Annotated in this window: 16 protein-coding genes; 12 read left to right on the top strand and 4 right to left on the bottom strand. The window is 69.6% G+C overall.

The features are described from left to right. Positions 1–6 precede the first annotated feature (6 nt). The 3 genes from AB0M51_RS22820 to AB0M51_RS22830 form a co-directional block, all read right to left on the bottom strand. The gene (locus AB0M51_RS22820; RefSeq protein ID WP_363750260.1) at positions 7–525 is read right to left on the bottom strand and encodes a hemerythrin domain-containing protein; all 519 of its coding nucleotides are present in this window, start codon (positions 523–525) and stop codon (positions 7–9) included. 77 nt (positions 526–602) lie between these two features. Beyond that, positions 603–1,535: a tetratricopeptide repeat protein gene (locus AB0M51_RS22825; protein WP_363750262.1), complete on the bottom strand. Its 933-nt coding sequence runs from the start codon at positions 1,533–1,535 to the stop codon at positions 603–605. Then, positions 1,528–2,883, bottom strand: coding sequence for a DNA polymerase IV (locus AB0M51_RS22830; RefSeq protein ID WP_363750264.1), 1,356 nt, complete (start codon positions 2,881–2,883; stop codon positions 1,528–1,530). The genes AB0M51_RS22825 and AB0M51_RS22830 overlap by 8 nt, the downstream gene beginning before the upstream one ends. A 36-nt stretch (positions 2,884–2,919) precedes the next feature. Here AB0M51_RS22830 and AB0M51_RS22835 point away from each other — a divergent pair, with 36 nt between their 5' ends. The 10 genes from AB0M51_RS22835 to AB0M51_RS22880 all read left to right on the top strand — a co-directional run bounded on the left by AB0M51_RS22835 (position 2,920) and on the right by AB0M51_RS22880 (position 12,343). Beyond that, positions 2,920–3,681 carry an MBL fold metallo-hydrolase gene (locus AB0M51_RS22835; RefSeq protein ID WP_363750266.1) on the top strand — a complete coding sequence of 254 codons (762 nt, stop codon included), beginning with the start codon at positions 2,920–2,922 and terminating at the stop codon, positions 3,679–3,681. 86 nt (positions 3,682–3,767) lie between these two features. Beyond that, a complete protein-coding gene (locus AB0M51_RS22840) occupies positions 3,768–5,246 on the top strand; it encodes a glutamate--cysteine ligase (protein ID WP_363750268.1) in 1,479 nt (492 codons plus the stop codon). A 352-nt stretch (positions 5,247–5,598) separates the two neighbouring features. After that, positions 5,599–6,012, top strand: coding sequence for a universal stress protein (locus tag AB0M51_RS22845; protein WP_325041924.1), 414 nt, complete (start codon positions 5,599–5,601; stop codon positions 6,010–6,012). Position 6,013: 1 nt separating this feature from the next. Beyond that, positions 6,014–6,634, top strand: a complete 621-nt coding sequence (locus AB0M51_RS22850; RefSeq protein ID WP_344195668.1) for an HhH-GPD-type base excision DNA repair protein — start codon at positions 6,014–6,016, stop codon at positions 6,632–6,634. Positions 6,635–6,827: 193 nt separating this feature from the next. Then, on the top strand, positions 6,828–8,144 hold the full coding sequence (locus AB0M51_RS22855; protein WP_344195665.1) for an RNA polymerase sigma factor: 1,317 nt from the start codon (positions 6,828–6,830) through the stop codon (positions 8,142–8,144). Continuing rightward, positions 8,144–8,416 (top strand): DUF6412 domain-containing protein, encoded by a 273-nt coding sequence (locus AB0M51_RS22860; RefSeq protein WP_344195663.1) that lies wholly within the window; start codon positions 8,144–8,146, stop codon positions 8,414–8,416. Before AB0M51_RS22855 ends, AB0M51_RS22860 begins: the two co-directional genes overlap by 1 nt. A 45-nt stretch (positions 8,417–8,461) precedes the next feature. After that, positions 8,462–9,139, top strand: coding sequence for a membrane protein insertase YidC (gene yidC / locus AB0M51_RS22865; protein ID WP_363750271.1), 678 nt, complete (start codon positions 8,462–8,464; stop codon positions 9,137–9,139). Positions 9,140–9,250: 111 nt separating this feature from the next. Beyond that, positions 9,251–10,444 carry an ROK family transcriptional regulator gene (locus AB0M51_RS22870; protein ID WP_363750273.1) on the top strand — a complete coding sequence of 398 codons (1,194 nt, stop codon included), beginning with the start codon at positions 9,251–9,253 and terminating at the stop codon, positions 10,442–10,444. Further along, positions 10,441–11,286 carry a TIM barrel protein gene (locus AB0M51_RS22875; protein ID WP_344195657.1) on the top strand — a complete coding sequence of 282 codons (846 nt, stop codon included), beginning with the start codon at positions 10,441–10,443 and terminating at the stop codon, positions 11,284–11,286. Before AB0M51_RS22870 ends, AB0M51_RS22875 begins: the two co-directional genes overlap by 4 nt. 1 nt (position 11,287) lies before the next feature. Further along, positions 11,288–12,343: a Gfo/Idh/MocA family oxidoreductase gene (locus tag AB0M51_RS22880; RefSeq protein ID WP_344195655.1), complete on the top strand. Its 1,056-nt coding sequence runs from the start codon at positions 11,288–11,290 to the stop codon at positions 12,341–12,343. Positions 12,344–12,388: 45 nt separating this feature from the next. Here the strand turns inward: AB0M51_RS22880 and AB0M51_RS22885 are convergent, their stop codons facing one another. Continuing rightward, entirely contained in the window at positions 12,389–13,198 is an 810-nt protein-coding gene (locus tag AB0M51_RS22885) for a phosphotransferase (RefSeq protein ID WP_344195653.1), read from the bottom strand. A gap of 92 nt (positions 13,199–13,290) precedes the next feature. Here AB0M51_RS22885 and AB0M51_RS22890 point away from each other — a divergent pair, with 92 nt between their 5' ends. Together AB0M51_RS22890 and AB0M51_RS22895 are read left to right on the top strand one after the other, a co-directional pair. After that, the gene (locus AB0M51_RS22890) at positions 13,291–14,598 is read left to right on the top strand and encodes an MFS transporter (RefSeq protein WP_344195651.1); all 1,308 of its coding nucleotides are present in this window, start codon (positions 13,291–13,293) and stop codon (positions 14,596–14,598) included. 59 nt (positions 14,599–14,657) lie between these two features. Continuing rightward, positions 14,658–15,284, top strand: a complete 627-nt coding sequence (locus tag AB0M51_RS22895) for a class I SAM-dependent methyltransferase (protein ID WP_363750277.1) — start codon at positions 14,658–14,660, stop codon at positions 15,282–15,284. Positions 15,285–15,318 lie beyond the last annotated feature (34 nt).

Here is a 15,318-nt window from a genome sequence, read left to right on the forward strand (position 1 = left end):
CCTGTCCTAGTTCTGCTGCTCGGCGGCGACGACCTTGCGCACGTTCGCGATGTCCCCGCAGCCGGCGTCGATCAGCCGGGCACGTTCGGCGGCGAACCGGTCGCCGAGCTCACGCCGTACCTCGTCCGTCACGTCGGTCCGGGCCGGGTTCAGGACGTCACGTTCCTCTTCGTCGAGGTGGTGGGTGAGCGCCTCGGACAGCTCGTGCAGCTTCGCGCTGAAGTCCTCGCTGCCGGTGTCGTCGACCTCCATCAGCGCGAGCAGTGCCTCGTTGCCTTCGGCGTGTTCGTGCTCGGAGTGCTCGACCTCGTCGGCGTCGATGGCGTCCTTGCGCCGCAGGCTGGGGTAGACCTTCGTCTCCTCGGCCTCGGCGTGCGCGATCAGTACGGTGGCCAGGTCGGCGAGCACAGCGGAGCGGTCGCTGCGGACGTCGCGCAACTCCCGCAGCGCCTCCTCGAACCAGCGATGGTCGGCCAGGATGATCTCGACGACGTCGCCGCCGGTGGCCGGAAGGATCTTCGGCATCGGTTGTCTCTCCTCTCGGTGAGCCAGCCAGTACCCCGATACGCCGTGGTCATGCCGTGGCACCCTCGACGGCTGCGTTACCTGCTTGTCGGTACGTCTGCGCGGTCGAGCAACTGCCGCGCGGCCCCGGCCAGCTGTACGTCGCGCTTCTTGCCACGCGCCTCCGCGACCTCACACGCCTCGGTCAGTGCCGCGCGATAGACAGCAGTGTCAGGATGCCCGGGTGCGGCGTCGCGCACCACCTGGATCAGCGCCTCCACCGCGTCGGAGATGTCGCCGGCGGCCAGCAACGCCTTCCCCAGCGCTGCCCGGTCGCGCAGCAGCTGCGGATCCGTGGCGGTGAGCCGATGGATGTCAGCGGCAACAATGTCGGTCAGCAGCCGCGCCTCCGAACGCGGCCCGCCGACCATCAGCCGCGCACCGGTCACGGCCTCGGTCGCCGCACGCGTCAGCTCGTGGTGCGGCCCGAAGACCGCCACCAGCTGCGGCGTGATCAACTCGAACCACGCGATCGCCCGTCCGTAGTTCGACGTCGCGAGCAGCCCTTGCGCGACCCGCAACCGGACCCGCAACGTCGCCGGGTCGTCCGCGGCGAGCACGTTCTCCCGCTCGGCCAACGCCGCCTGATAATGCGGCAGCGCGTGCCCGGGTTCGTTCTCCGCCCAGCACGCCTCGGCCAGCCGGAACTCCGGACTCGCATCCAGTTCGGGATGCACGAGCGGCACCGGCTCCCGGCGTACGACGGCCGCCACCGGGGCGTCGACCACCTTGCGGGCGACGTACGAACGGCCGCCGGTCGGGATGATCCGGTACCGCCCGGCCTTCGACACCGGCACCCACAACACCGTGTTGTACAGAGTTCGCACCGAGGACCCGCAACTCTCGCAGACGTCGCGATGGCCGTAGAACCGGCCGCCCATCGGGCCCGTCAGTTCGGCGGCACGCCAGGCCTCCGACGCCGCGGTACACGGCGCGCAGAACGGGTACACACCCCGCCGCTCGTCAGTCACCTGACCCATTGTGGTCGGTTTCGGGTTCGCCGTCTGCATCCGCACCCGGCTGCGGCACCTTGGTGAGCGCCGGATCGTCGACCGAGAACGTCCGCACCGGGCCCGGCGGCGTGTCCGCGGTCTCGAACCTGACGGTCACCCGGCCGAGCCCGGAGCCCCACACCCAGCCGCGCCCGTGATCGGGGTGCGCGACGTCCTGCCCGGGGTAGTACCCGCGCTGGTCGCGGGCCCGGGTCGGCAGGTCGACGACCTCGATCGGGTTCGCCGCGTGCTCGTCCTCGGTGAACAGGTCGTCCTGGATCCAGTCGGCCAGTGACGAGACGCCTACGCCGAGCAACCGGATGCCGCCGCCGATCTCGCTCTCCTCGAGCAGCCGGCGCGCCACCCGGGCGATCACCCGGGCGTCGTCGGTCGGTCCGGCCAGCGTCGAGGACCGGGTGTGCGTGGTGAAGTCGTGCATCCGCGTCTTCACCGTGACGGTCCGGCCGGACAGCTGCGCCTTCCGCAGCCGCTCCGCGACCCGGTGCGCCATCCGGTCGCTGATCGCGGTGAGCAGCGCGCGGTCGATGAGGTCGGTCTCGAACGTGTCCTCGACGCTGACCGACTTCGTCTCCCGGTCGCTCACCACCGGACGGTCGTCGGCCGCGGTCGCGAGCCGGTGCAGGCTGCTGCCGTGCGCCGAACCGACCTGGCGGATCAACTCGTCCTCGTCGAGCTGCTGCAGGTCGGCGACCGTCCGGACGCCGGCCATGCTGAGACGCTGCGCGGTCGCCGGCCCGACCCCAGGGATCACGGTCACCTGCATCGGCGCCAGGAACTCCGCCTCGGTCCCGGGTGGCACCACGACCACACCGTCCGGCTTGTCCAGGTCGCTGGCGATCTTCGCGATCAGCTTCGACGTCCCCGCGCCGACCGACGCGGTCAGCCCGCCGCTCACCTTCCGGATCGCGGCCTTGAGGTCGTCGGCGATCGCCCGGACGTCGTCCACGGTCAGCCCGCTGATACCGCTCGCGGACAGATCGACGAACGCCTCGTCCACGGACAGCGGCTCGACCAGCGGCGACAGCGCCCGCATCTCGGCCATCACCGCGCGACTGGTCTCCCGGTACACCTCGAACCGCGGACCGAGGTACGCCGCGTGCGGGCAGCGCGAGCGTGCTTCGGCCGTCGACATCGCCGACCGTACGCCGTACCGCCGGGCCTCGTACGACGCCGTCGACACCACCCCACGCAGGCCGATCCCGCCGACCACCACGGGCTTGCCCCGCAGCGACGGCTTGTCCCGCTGCTCGACGGCCGCGAAGAACGCGTCCAGGTCGACGTGCAGCACCGACGGATCATCACGCACCGGACAATTGTCGCCGTTGTCACCGACAATTCCGGTATGAGCTTCCCCGACCGCTGGGACGACGGCACCGACCCGTCCACTCCCGAGCACCAGGTGCACTGGTACGACGACCGTACGGCGATCATCCGCCAGTCCCTCCGCACGAGCTTCGAAGGGCCGTTCCTCTACCTGCTGCTGGGCGACGACCGTGCACTGCTCCTCGACACCGGCACCGGCGACGTGCCGCTGCGGCCGCTGGTCGAGTCGCTCGCGGGGGAGCGGGAGCTGGTCGTCATGCACACCCACGGCCACGGCGACCACGTCGGCGGTGATCCGGAGTTCCCGGAGGCGGTCGGCAGGTCGGCCGAGGACGTCGCCCGGTACTTCGGATTCGCGGACTGGCCGCACGGCGTACGGCAGGTCGACCTCGGCGGACGGGTGCTCGACGTGCTGGCGATCCCCGGCCATCACGCGTCGCACATCGCGTTGTACGACCGGGACACCCGGCTGCTGTTCAGCGGCGACTCGTTGTATCCGGGCAGGTTGTACGTCTTCGACTGGCCGGCGTTCCGGGAGAGTGTCGCGCGGCTCGGGGAGTTCGTTGCCGCAGGCAATCCTGTGGACTGGGTACTGGGTGCGCACATCGAGATGACGGCCGAGCCCGGCAAGGACTACGCGATGGGCGCCGACCGGCACCCGGACGAGCACCCGCTCGAGCTGCGGCCCGGCGTACTCACCGAACTGGCCGACGTTCTCGCCGCCGCGGGCGAGGACCCGGTCCGGATCGAGCGCGACGACTTCATCGTGTTCCCGGTCTGAGACACCCTCTGCCACGACGCGATTGAACCGCGCGCTCCCGGGCACCTTCAGGCACACTGAGCGAAGGAGCCACCACGGGAGGCGCGATGGGCGAGGAAGTCGACCGGGTCGAGTTCACCCGGGCGGACCGGACCGCGTTCCGGGAGCAGGTGCACCGCAATCTGGACGCCTTCGCGCGGATGCTGCGCGAGAACCGGTTCGCGCCCGAGCGTCCGATGACCGGTATCGAGATCGAGCTGAACCTGGTCGACGAGCACTGCGACCCGGCGATGAAGAACGCCGAGGTGCTGAGCGCGATCGAGGACGACGCGTTCCAGACCGAGCTCGGCCAGTTCAACATCGAGATCAACGTGCCGCCCGGGCAGATCGACGGACTCGGCCTGGACACGATGGAGGCGAACATCCGGGACAGCCTGAACGCCGCCGAGGACAAGGCCGCCCGGACCGGCTCGTCGATGGTGGTGGTCGGGATCCTGCCGACGCTGCTCACCGAGCACATCCATCGTGAGGCGCTCAGCACCAACCCGCGGTACGCGTTGCTCAACGACCAGATCTTCGCCGCCCGCGGCGAGGACGTGCAGATCTCCATCGACGGCGTCGAACGCCTCCAGGTGACCGCCGACAGCATCGTCCCGGAGGCCGCCTGTACGTCGACCCAGTTCCATCTCCAGGTCACGCCCGAGGCGTTCCCGCGGTACTGGAACGCCGCGCAGGCGATCTCCGGCGTCCAGCTCGCGGTCGGTGCGAACTCGCCGTTCCTGTTCGGCAAGGAGCTGCTCCGGGAAACCCGGATCGCGTTGTTCGAGCAGGCCGCCGACACCCGGACGCACGAGCTGAAGACCCAGGGCGTGCGTCCGCGGGTCTGGTTCGGCGAACGCTGGATCACCTCGATCTTCGACCTGTTCGAGGAGAACTCGCGGTACTACCCGGCGCTGCTGCCGGTCACCTCCGACGAGGATCCGATCGCCGTCCTGGACCGCGGCGACACGCCGGCACTTTCGGAGTTGCGGCTGCACAACGGGACGATCTATCGCTGGAACCGCCCGGTGTACGACGTTGTCCGGGAGAAACCGCATCTGCGCGTGGAGAATCGCGTGCTGCCGGCCGGCCCGACGGTCGTCGACACGATTGCCAACGGCGCCTTCTACTTCGGGCTGGTCCGGGCGCTCGCCGACGACGAACGGCCGATCTGGTCGCAGATGTCGTTCAGCGCGGCCGAGGAGAACTTCCACAGCGCGGCGCGCCACGGCATCGACGCCGAGGTCTTCTGGCCCGGCGTCGGTACGGCGCGCGCGACCGAGCTGGTGCTCAGACGCCTGCTGCCGTTGGCGGTTCGCGGTCTCGACGCCTGGGGTGTCGACGTGGCGGTGCGCGACCGGCTGCTCGGGATCGTCGAACAGCGTTGCCTCACGAACCGTAACGGCGCGTCCTGGCAGGCGGACGTCTTCCATCGCCTGTATACACAGGGCTCGCACGGTCGCCGGGACGCGTTGCGCGGGATGTTACGCCGATACCGCGACCACATGCACGACAACACGCCCGTGCACGAATGGCCGGTGGACTGAACCGGTTAGGAATTCCCCGACAACGTGGGACACGGCCGCCGGAACCCCGGTCCTCCTGGCGGAACCGGCGCCCGCTCTTGCCCTGGGCAACGGCGTACCGGGCTGCCTCCTGAGGCAGAACTGTCACGAGTTCGATAACGACCCGGACTACAGGGGTGGCGCTTTTGGTGACAGCCCTGCAAAGGTGTGGCCACCGGAAGGTTAGGCAGGCCCGCGGCGGGTAGTAGTCGGGCACCGGCAGCCCTCCGTCACCGGTGCGACACAACAGGTGCAAATGCAGCGGATGCCGTCCGGGGTCGGGAGCAGTATCGTTCGAGACGGGTCGACACACACCCGGAGGTGAGGCAGGGCGATGACGACCATCGTCGTGGGTTATGTGCCGAAGGCGGAAGGCCGTGCGGCCCTTCGGCGGGCAGCGGAGGAAGCGACGCTGCGGGACGCCAAGCTGGTGGTGGTGAACTCGCATCGGGGCGGGCGCAGCTACGACAGCGACGAAGCCGCGGCAAGTGACGCGGCGCTGACGGAAGTACGGGAGCAACTGGACTCGACCGGCGTGCCGTACGAGGTACGGCAACTGGTCCGTGGCCTGGACCCGGCGGAGGACCTGGTGGCCGTCGCCGAGCAGGTGCACGCGGAGTTCATCGTGATCGGGCTGCGGCGCCGGTCCCCGGTCGGCAAGCTCATCCTCGGCAGCAACGCGCAGCGGGTGCTGCTGGATGCGCCGTGTCCGGTGCTGGCCGTGAAGGCCGACGAAGGGGAGGACTGAGGTGACTTCGACACGCAGCAGGAAGCTGTGCCTGGCCCAGCAGCCCGACGCCGACGAGATGTTGAGCAGAGATCCGTTCGCCCTGCTGGTGGGCATGCTGCTCGACCAGCAGATTCCGATGGAGCGGGCGTTCGCCGGCCCGGTCGCGATCGCGCAGCGGATGATGGGTCCGTTCGATCCGTCCACGGTCGCGCACTACGACCCGGACGCGTTCGTCGAGGTGGTGGCCGGCCCGCCCGCCGTGCACCGGTTCCCGACCGCGATGGCGGCCCGGATCCAGACCCTGGCCAAGCACCTCGACGAGCACTACTCCGGGAACGCGTCCGGCCTGTGGTCCGACGTGAAGTCCGGTGACGACCTGCTGGCCAGGTTGTCCGCGCTGCCGGGGTTCGGCGCACAGAAGGCGAAGATCTTCGTCGCGCTGCTCGGCAAGCAGCTCAAGGTCCGGCCGCGCGGCTGGCGCGAGGCCTCCGAGCCGTACGGCGAGGACGGCGCCTACCGGTCGGTCGCCGACGTCATCGACGTGGCGTCGCTGGTGAAGGTCCGGCAGTTCAAGCAGGAGCAGCAGCTGGTCCGCCGGCCGGTGATCGCGCGGCCGCTCCGGCAGACACGTAACGGGTGAGCAAAGATCGACGGACGACCCCCTGGAAAAGCACCCCTCCGGGGGGTCGCGCGACGCGTGGCCTTGGTTCGCGGATTACAATGGACTGTTGCCGCCGCCTGACCAGCGAGCAGCCGCACACAGCAGCACCCAAAGTCTCCGAAACACAACGTCGTACCGTCGTACAAACCCTGCGTCAGACGAGAGGTAATTCGTGTCGTCCAGCTCGTCCGAGAACCTTCCCGCCGAGCCGGCCCGGGCCGTGGCCGCCACCGCCCGTAGTACGGCTCCGCGGACCAGCGCCCGAGTGACCGAGCCGGCCGCCAAGAAGGTGGCCGCGAAGAAGGCGGCGGTGAAGGCCGCTAGCACCAAGGAGGACGGTATCCCCGCGAAGAAGGCCGCTGCCAAGAAGGCTCCGGCGAAGAAGGCCGTGTCCGAGGCGGGTCTGGCGATCGACCCGAAAACCGGCAAGCCGCGCGCCCTCGACGAGGTGGACGAGTCCGACTTCCAGCCCGATGCGGTCAAGGGGCTGGAGAAGGAGCTCACCGAGGACCAGGGCTTCATCGTCTCCGAGGCCGACGAGACCGACGAGCCCGAGCAGCAGGTGATGGTGGCCGGCGCCACCGCGGACCCGGTCAAGGACTACCTGAAGCAGATCGGCAAGGTCCCGCTGCTGAACGCCGAGCAGGAGGTCGAGCTCGCCAAGCGGATCGAGGCCGGCCTGTTCGCGGAGGAGCAGACCGCCGACGAGACCGCCAAGCTCAAGGACAAGGTCCGCGACGAGTACGAGTGGATCTCCGAGGACGGCCGGCGCGCCAAGAACCACCTGCTCGAGGCCAACCTGCGCCTGGTCGTGTCGTTGGCCAAGCGCTACACCGGTCGCGGCATGCTGTTCCTGGACCTGATCCAGGAGGGCAACCTCGGTCTGATCCGTGCGGTCGAGAAGTTCGACTACACCAAGGGCTACAAGTTCTCGACGTACGCGACCTGGTGGATCCGGCAGGCGATCACCCGGGCGATGGCCGACCAGGCCCGCACCATCCGGATCCCGGTGCACATGGTCGAGGTCATCAACAAGCTGGCCCGTGTCCAGCGGCAGATGCTGCAGGACCTCGGCCGGGAGCCCACTCCGGAGGAGCTCGCCAAGGAGCTCGACATGACCCCGGAGAAGGTCATCGAGGTGCAGAAGTACGGTCGCGAGCCGATTTCGCTGCACACCCCGCTGGGTGAGGACGGCGACTCCGAGTTCGGCGACCTGATCGAGGACTCCGAGGCGATCGTGCCGGCCGAGGCGGTCTCGTTCACGCTGCTCCAGGAGCAGCTGCACGCGGTCCTCGACACGCTGTCCGAGCGCGAGGCCGGGGTGGTCTCGATGCGCTTCGGTCTGACCGACGGTCAGCCGAAGACGCTCGACGAGATCGGCAAGGTGTACGGCGTGACCCGCGAGCGGATCCGCCAGATCGAGTCCAAGACCATGTCGAAGCTCCGGCACCCGTCGCGGTCGCAGGTGCTCCGGGACTACCTGGACTGATGACGATGGGGCAGGTCTTCGCCGGCGTGTGGTCGCTGGCGATGCCTGCCCTCGGCCCGGACACGGGTCTGCTGGCCGTCGCCGTGTTCACGGCGGCGGCTTTGCTGTTCCTGGCGGTCCAGATCGCCCAGGAGGCGGCGCGGAACCCGTTGGTCTCGCCGCTGCCGGCCCGTTCGAGCGCCACCCGGGCCAACGCCCGGCGTACCGCCTATCTCTCCCTCCGGGACCCCGACGCGGCCGGGCGACCCCGACCACGAGCACCAGGACAGTAGCGCTCCACCTCGCTACCTGTTCCTACTGACTCGTGGAGTTCTGCTGTGCCTTCTTTCCTGGAGGCACCGGTCGCCGGTGCCTATCACTTGCTCACGTCCCTCGTCTCCGCACTCCAGCCGCTGACCGGCGCGTACGCCGCCGTGATCGCGATCGTGCTGTGCACCCTCCTCGTCCGGCTTTGCCTGGTCCCGCTCAGCCTGCGGGCGCATCGCGGGATGCAGGCCCGTGCGGCTCTGATGCCGCAGTACAAGCAGCTCACCGAGAAGCATCGGGGCGATCCCGAGCGGCTGCAGCGTGAGCTGACGAAGCTGCAGGCCGAAACCGGTACGTCGGTGTTCGCCGGGTTCCTGCCGCTGCTCGCGCAGATGCCGTTCTTCTGGTTGATGTACACGCTGTTCTCCCGTGCGGTGGTCGCGGGGGAGTCGAACCAGCTGATCAGCGGCAGCCTGCTCGGCGCGCCGCTCGGTACGCACTGGCCGATCCTCACCGGCACTCCGGCGTACATGGTGATCGCGGCGTTGCTCTGCGTGGTCGCCTTCTTCTCGGCGCGGCTCCAGTTGCGGCAACTCGATCCGTCGGCGACGACGCTGTCACGAAGAATGGCCCAGCTCCTGCCGTACGGCACGCTGCTCACCGCCGCGTTCGTCCCCCTGGCAGCCGGCCTCTACCTGCTGACGACGACGGCCTGGACCGTCGTGGAACGCACCGTTCTGCACCGCTAGGACCCGCTCCGGCGGTGCCGGGTGGTTGCTGGTGGCAACGGTCGTTGTCAGCGCCTCGACTATTCTGCTACCGTCTTTATTAAAGCCGGTTCCTTAAATGGGTTGGGGTCGATGGAGACTGCACGCGGAGCCGCGCAGGCGGAGCGAGCGGCCAATCAGGTCGCGTGCCTGCGATTCCTCGCCGACGCCGACGAGGCGCGGACGGTCGGGGTGATCAGCGAAGGTACCGGCCTGTCGCGACCCACCGTGCACGCCGTCCTCGACGACCTCCTCGACGCGGGGCTGGTGGAGGCCACCAGTCCCGCGACCGCGGGACCTGGCCGTCCGGCGCGCGCCTTTCAGTTCGCTCGCGACGCCGGCCTGGTTGCCGGGGTCGATCTCGGCCCTCGCGGCGCCCGCGCCATCATCTGCAACCTGGCAGGCGACCGGGTCGCCTATGCCGAAGTACCTCCGAATGGCACGGCCGACCTCTCACTGATCCCACAAGCTCTGGAAGCAGCAGCCGCCACCCCGGAGCCCGCCGGCTCACGTCAGGCGCTCGACCTCGGGCGGTTGCGGGCGGTCGGGGTGGGACTGCCGGGCGTAGTGGAGGCAGACGGCCGTTTACGAGCGAGCCTCGCGATGCCGCACCTGGTGGGGCTGCCGGTGGGGGAGTTGCTGGCGAAGGAGCTCGGGCAGCCGGTGGCGGTCGACAACGACATCAAGTTGGCCGCTCTGGCGGAGCAACGTGGTGGGGCGGGGCGCGGGTACTCCGACGTCGTCTATCTGCAGATCGGGCACCGGCTGTCGGTGTCGATCGTGCTGAACGGCGTCATCCGTCAAGGACGGCACCGGCTCGCCGGAGAACTCGGGGCGCAGCGCGGGATGCGCTGGACCCGCAACGCCCAGCGCGGACAACTCGTCTGGTCGGCCCGTCCGACGGGCGCGGAAGTCCTGACCGCGGCCGCGGCCGGCGACCCCGGCGCCCAGGCCGAGCTGGAGGACTTCTGCACCCAGATCGCCCCGCGGATCGCGACCGTTCTGCTGGTCGTCGACCCGGAGGTGGTCGTCGTCCGCGGGGGAGCGGCGGCGGACAGCGGCGCGCTGCTCCGGCCGCTCGCCGCCGCGGTCGAGAACCAACTGGTCTTCCCCGAGCGCCCGCCCTTCGTCGCCTCGGCGCTGGGGCGGGAAGCGGTGGTACTCGGGGCGGTCGGCAACGCGTTCGACCAAGTGAAGTCAGGCATCTACGGGATCCAGGACGTCCCCAGTCCCTGGAACCGGATCACCCACCCCCTTACCGACACTCTGGAGAGGACCACCAGGTGAAGCTCGGAGTCAGCTCGTACTGTTTCCGCCAGCTCATGACGAGCGGCGAGATGGACCTGATCGGTGTCCTGGACTGGGTCGCGGCCTCGCCGGCCGGGCACATCGAGGTGGCCGCGATGGACGGCGAGTACTACCTGGAGCACCAGGACGTCGTCCGCGACACCGCGAAGCACGCCGAGGAGATCGGCGTACCGATCGTGAACTACCTGGTCAGCGGCGACCTGCGGACCGCGGACAGCGCCGAGGTCGACCGGCTGCGCCGGCAGCTGGACGTCGCGCACGCGTTCGGCGCGCGGATCTTCCGGCACGACGTCGCGCCGTGGGCCTGGCGGGAGCAGGACCCGGGCGAGTTCGAGACGACGTTCGCGCAGGTCGTCGAGGGCTGCCGGGCGGTCGCCGACCATGCGGCCGGGCTCGGCATCGTGTCCACGATCGAGAACCACGGCTTCTTCATGAACGGCAGCGAGCGCCTGGCCCGCCTGGTGTACGAGGTGGACCGCCCGAACTTTCGGGTCACGCTCGACCTCGGCAACGGCCTGTGCGTCGGCGAGGTCCCCGGCAAGACGGCCGCCGGGCTGATCGACGTCGCGGCGTCGATCGGTGTGAAGGACTTCCACATCCGCCGTTCGGCCGGTGAAGGCTGGCTGAAGACGCTGGCCGGCGACTACCTGCTCGGCACGGTCACGGGTCACGGCGACGTGGACGTGGCCGGGCTGCTCGCACTCGCCGCGACCAAGCCCGACGTACCGGTGAGCCTGGAGTTCGAGGGCATGGAGACGCCGCTGCCTGCCATCGAGCGTTCGCTCGCCAACATCCTCCGACTGACGGAAGGCAACGCCTGATATGACGACGCGGATTGCAGTGATCGGGCTGGGCTCGATCGCCGTCGAGCACCTGAGCGCGTACCAGAAGAACCCGCAGGCAGAGCTCGTCGCGGTGTGCGACGTGGATCTGGAGCGGGCGAAGGCGCGCGGCGAGCAGTTCGGGGTCGAACGGGTGACCGGCGACCCGGAGGAGGTCTTCTCGGATCCGAACGTCGACGCGGTGAGCATCTGCGTGCCGAACACGCTGCACGCCCCGATCGCCGAGGCGGCGCTGCGGGCCGGCAAGCACGTGCTGGTCGAGAAGCCGATGACCGTGACGGTGCCCGAGGCCGAGGCGCTGGTGAAGGCGGTCGAGGAGACCGGGAAGGCGCTGCAGATCGGGTACGTACGGCGGTACGCGCCGAACGCGCTGGTCACCAAGCGGTTCCTCGAGGCGGGCGAGTTCGGCACCATCTACGCGGCCCGGGCGACGCTGCTGCGGACGGCCGGCAACCCCGGCGGCTGGTTCGGCGACGTGGAACTGTCCGGCGGCGGCCCGCTGATCGACCTCGGCGTCCACATCATCGACCTGTGCTGGTACCTGATGGGGATGCCGAAGCCGGTCTCCGCGTCCGGTGCGACGTTCGCCCCGCTGGGTGCGCGCGACAACATCCAGAACCTGACCCGGTACAAGGCCGCCTCGGCGGCGCGGCCGAACACGGTCGAGGACTACGCGACCGCGCAGATCCGGTTCGAGGGCGGGGCGGTCCTCGACGTGGACACGTCGTACTCGCTGCACGCACGCAACGAGCTGAGCGTGCGGATCCACGGCGACAAGGGCGGCGCGGAGATCGAGCCGGAGCTGCTCATGGTCACCGAGCGGCACGACACGCTGCTGCACGTGCAGCCGCAGATCGACTCGCTCGGGTTCGACTTCAAGGTCGGGTTCGCGAACCAGATCGACCACTTCCTGCAGATCTGCCGCGGCGAGATCCCCGCCGACGCGACCGCGCAACAGGGCCTGGAGATGGCCAGGATGCTGTCCGCGATCTATGAGTCGGCGAAGCTCGGCGCCGAGGTGAAGATCTCCCGCTGACGACTTCCCGGTGGCCCGAGGCTCGTTGCCTCGGGCAACCGGAGGTCAGTCGAGCAGCGCTCCGGTGAGGGTGCCGGCGTTCTCCTCGAGCCAGGTCTGGCGCCGCCGGATCGTGTCGCCGACGCCTTCGCTCCACATCCGCTGCCAGCCTCCGCCGAGCGTTTCGGCGCGGTACTTCATCGTGTGCCAGGCGCGCTCGTTGCGGGCGATCGACAACGGCAGCGCCCGCTTCCGGTCGGCGGTGGACAACCCGTACGCGTCGGCGAGCAACCGGGCCCGCCGCGGCTGGTCGAGACCGCGGAACTCCGGGTCCAGGTCGGCCTCCGCACCGAGCGGAGCCCACCACAGCATCAGGTTCACGAAGTCCGACGCCCGGCTGACCGGCCGAGCGAGGTCGAAGTCGATCAGCGCGTACGCGCGTCCCTCGCGGAACACCACGTTCTCCGGCGTCACGTCCTGGTGCCCGACCAGCTCCGGCGGATCGTCCAGGGCGGGCAGCCCCGGTGGTTCGATCGGTGCGGGCAGATTGCCGGGTACGCCGAACGGCTCGATCGCGTCGTGGTACGCCCGCAGCAGTCGCGCGACCGACAGCATCCGCTCCTCGTCGGCGATCCACGCCGGCCGCGGCCGGCCGGCCACCTCGCCCTCGATGTACGACAGGGCATGCCGGCCTTTCGAGTCGACGCCGAGGAACCGCGGCGCGCCCTCGAAGCCGGCCTTCTCCAGGTGCCGCAGTACGTCCTCCACGAGTTGCGGCCGCTCGCCGGGTGGCCGCCGTACCGTGTCGCCGACCCGGACCAGACCCTCGGTCACGTCGCCGCCCACCAGCGGGATCTCCTCGCCGTCCTCGATCACCGATGCCTCATTCCAGTAGCTGAAACGTTTGTCTACACAAGGGGTGCCGGCGCGGTAGCGTGCGACGATCCGCCATCGATCGGAGGCGCACAGTGACCGCCACATCTGTGAAAGCTCCACCCGGAGCAAGCCGCACGAGATACCTGATCCTAGGGCTCGCGTTCGTCGGGCTCTCACTGAATTACCTGGACCGCGCGAACCTGAGCGTCGCGCTGCCGTTCATCCAGGACGATCTGCAGCTGCATCTGAGCAACGCCGAGAAGGGTCTGATCCTCGGCGCGTTCTTCTGGGCGTACGACGGAGCGATGCTGGCCGCGGGCTGGTTCGCGGACAAGGTCGGCTCCCGGAAGGCGTTCACGTTCGCCGCGTTGTGGTGGAGTGTCGTGACCGCGCTGACGCCGCTGGCGCGCGGGTTCTGGTCGCTGTTCGCGTTCCGGTTCGCGCTCGGCGCGGGCGAGGCACCGGCGTACCCGAGTGCCACCAAGGCCGCGTCGCGCTGGTTCCCGGCGCACGAGCGGGCGTTCGCGAGTGCGGTGATCGACTCCGGGTCGCGGGTCGGCACGGTGCTGTCGCTGCCGGTCGTGACCGGCCTGATCGCGCTGGTCAGCTGGCACTTCTCGTTCGTCGTCCTCGGCGTGCTGGGCATCATGCTGGCCGCGGTCTGGTACTGGTACTACCGCGACCCGATGGAGCACCGGCACGCGAACGCCGAGGAGCGCGCGTACATCGCGTCCCACGGCGCGCGCCTGGAGGACAATGACGACGAGGCCGCCGCCCAGGTGCGCTGGCGGGACCTGTTCCGGTACCGGACCGTCCGCGGGATGATGCTCGGCTTCTTCTGCCTGAACTTCGTCATCTACTTCTTCCTCACCTGGTTCCCGTCGTACCTGAAGGACGCCCGTGGACTCGATCTGAAGGAGCTCGGCACGCTCGGTACGCTGCCGGGCATCACCGCGATCGCCGGCGGCTGGATCGCGGGCATCGTCGCGGACCGGCGGATCCGGGCCGGTGCCGACGTCACCCGGGTCCGGAAGACCGTGATGGTCGGCGGGCTGCTCGGCGGCGCGGCGATCGTGTTCGCGGCGCCGGCGAAGTCGGTGTACGTCGCGCTGCTGTTCCTGGCGATCTCGTACGCGAGCCTGGCGATCGCGGCGACCGGGATCTGGTCCCTTCCGGGGGACGTGGCGCCGTCGTCGCGGCACGTGGCGTCGATCGGCGGCATCCAGAACTTCGCGTCGAACATCGCCGGCATCATCAGCCCGTACGTGTTCGGGCTGCTGCTGGACGTGTACCACGGCTCGTACCTGCCGTCGTTCGCGGTCGCCGGAGTGGTGGCAGTGATCGGGGCGCTGACCTACGCGTTCGTGGTCGGGAAGGCCGAACCGCTGCCGGTCCGTTGACGTTTGCCGGTCCGGCAAGTTTGTTTGCGGGATCCGGTGCGGTGCCGGACGATCGCGGTATGACGACCGAACAGTTGCCGGACGAGTACTGGAACGAGTTCTACTCCGAGCACGAGCAGATCTGGAGCGGCAGGCCGAACGCCGCGTTCGCCGACGAGGTCGCCGGGCTGGCGCCGGGGCGGGCGCTCGACCTCGGCTGCGGTGAAGGGGCCGACGCGATCTGGCTCGCGGAGCGGGGCTGGACAGTGACCGCCGTCGACATCTCGACGGTCGCGCTCGGCCGCGCCGCCGGACACGCGAAGGCAGCCGGCGTGGCCGACCGCATCGACTGGCAGCAGCACGAGCTGGGCCTCTCGTTCCCGGACGGGGAGTTCGACCTGGTGTCCGCACAGTTCCTGCACTCCAGGACCGAGCTGCCGCGCGACGGCATCCTCCGGCGCGCGGCGGCCGCCGTCGCCCCAGGCGGCGTACTGCTGATCGAAGGGCACCTCGGCTTCCCGCCGGGCGAGCACAATCCGCACCCGGACATCCACTTCCCGGAACCCGACGAGGTGATCGAGAGTCTCGCGCTTCCCGAGGGCGAGTGGGAGACGCTGGTCAGTCGCGCGCACGACCGGGCCCAGGTGATGCGGGACGGCGTACCGATCAACCGCCGGGACTGCACGGTGAAGCTGCGCCGCCTCTGAGCCTGTTCATCTGGAGGTCACCATCGCATCGGAT

This window comes from Kribbella sp. NPDC051137 (assembly GCF_040682535.1).
GTDB classification, from domain to species: domain Bacteria; phylum Actinomycetota; class Actinomycetes; order Propionibacteriales; family Kribbellaceae; genus Kribbella; species Kribbella karoonensis.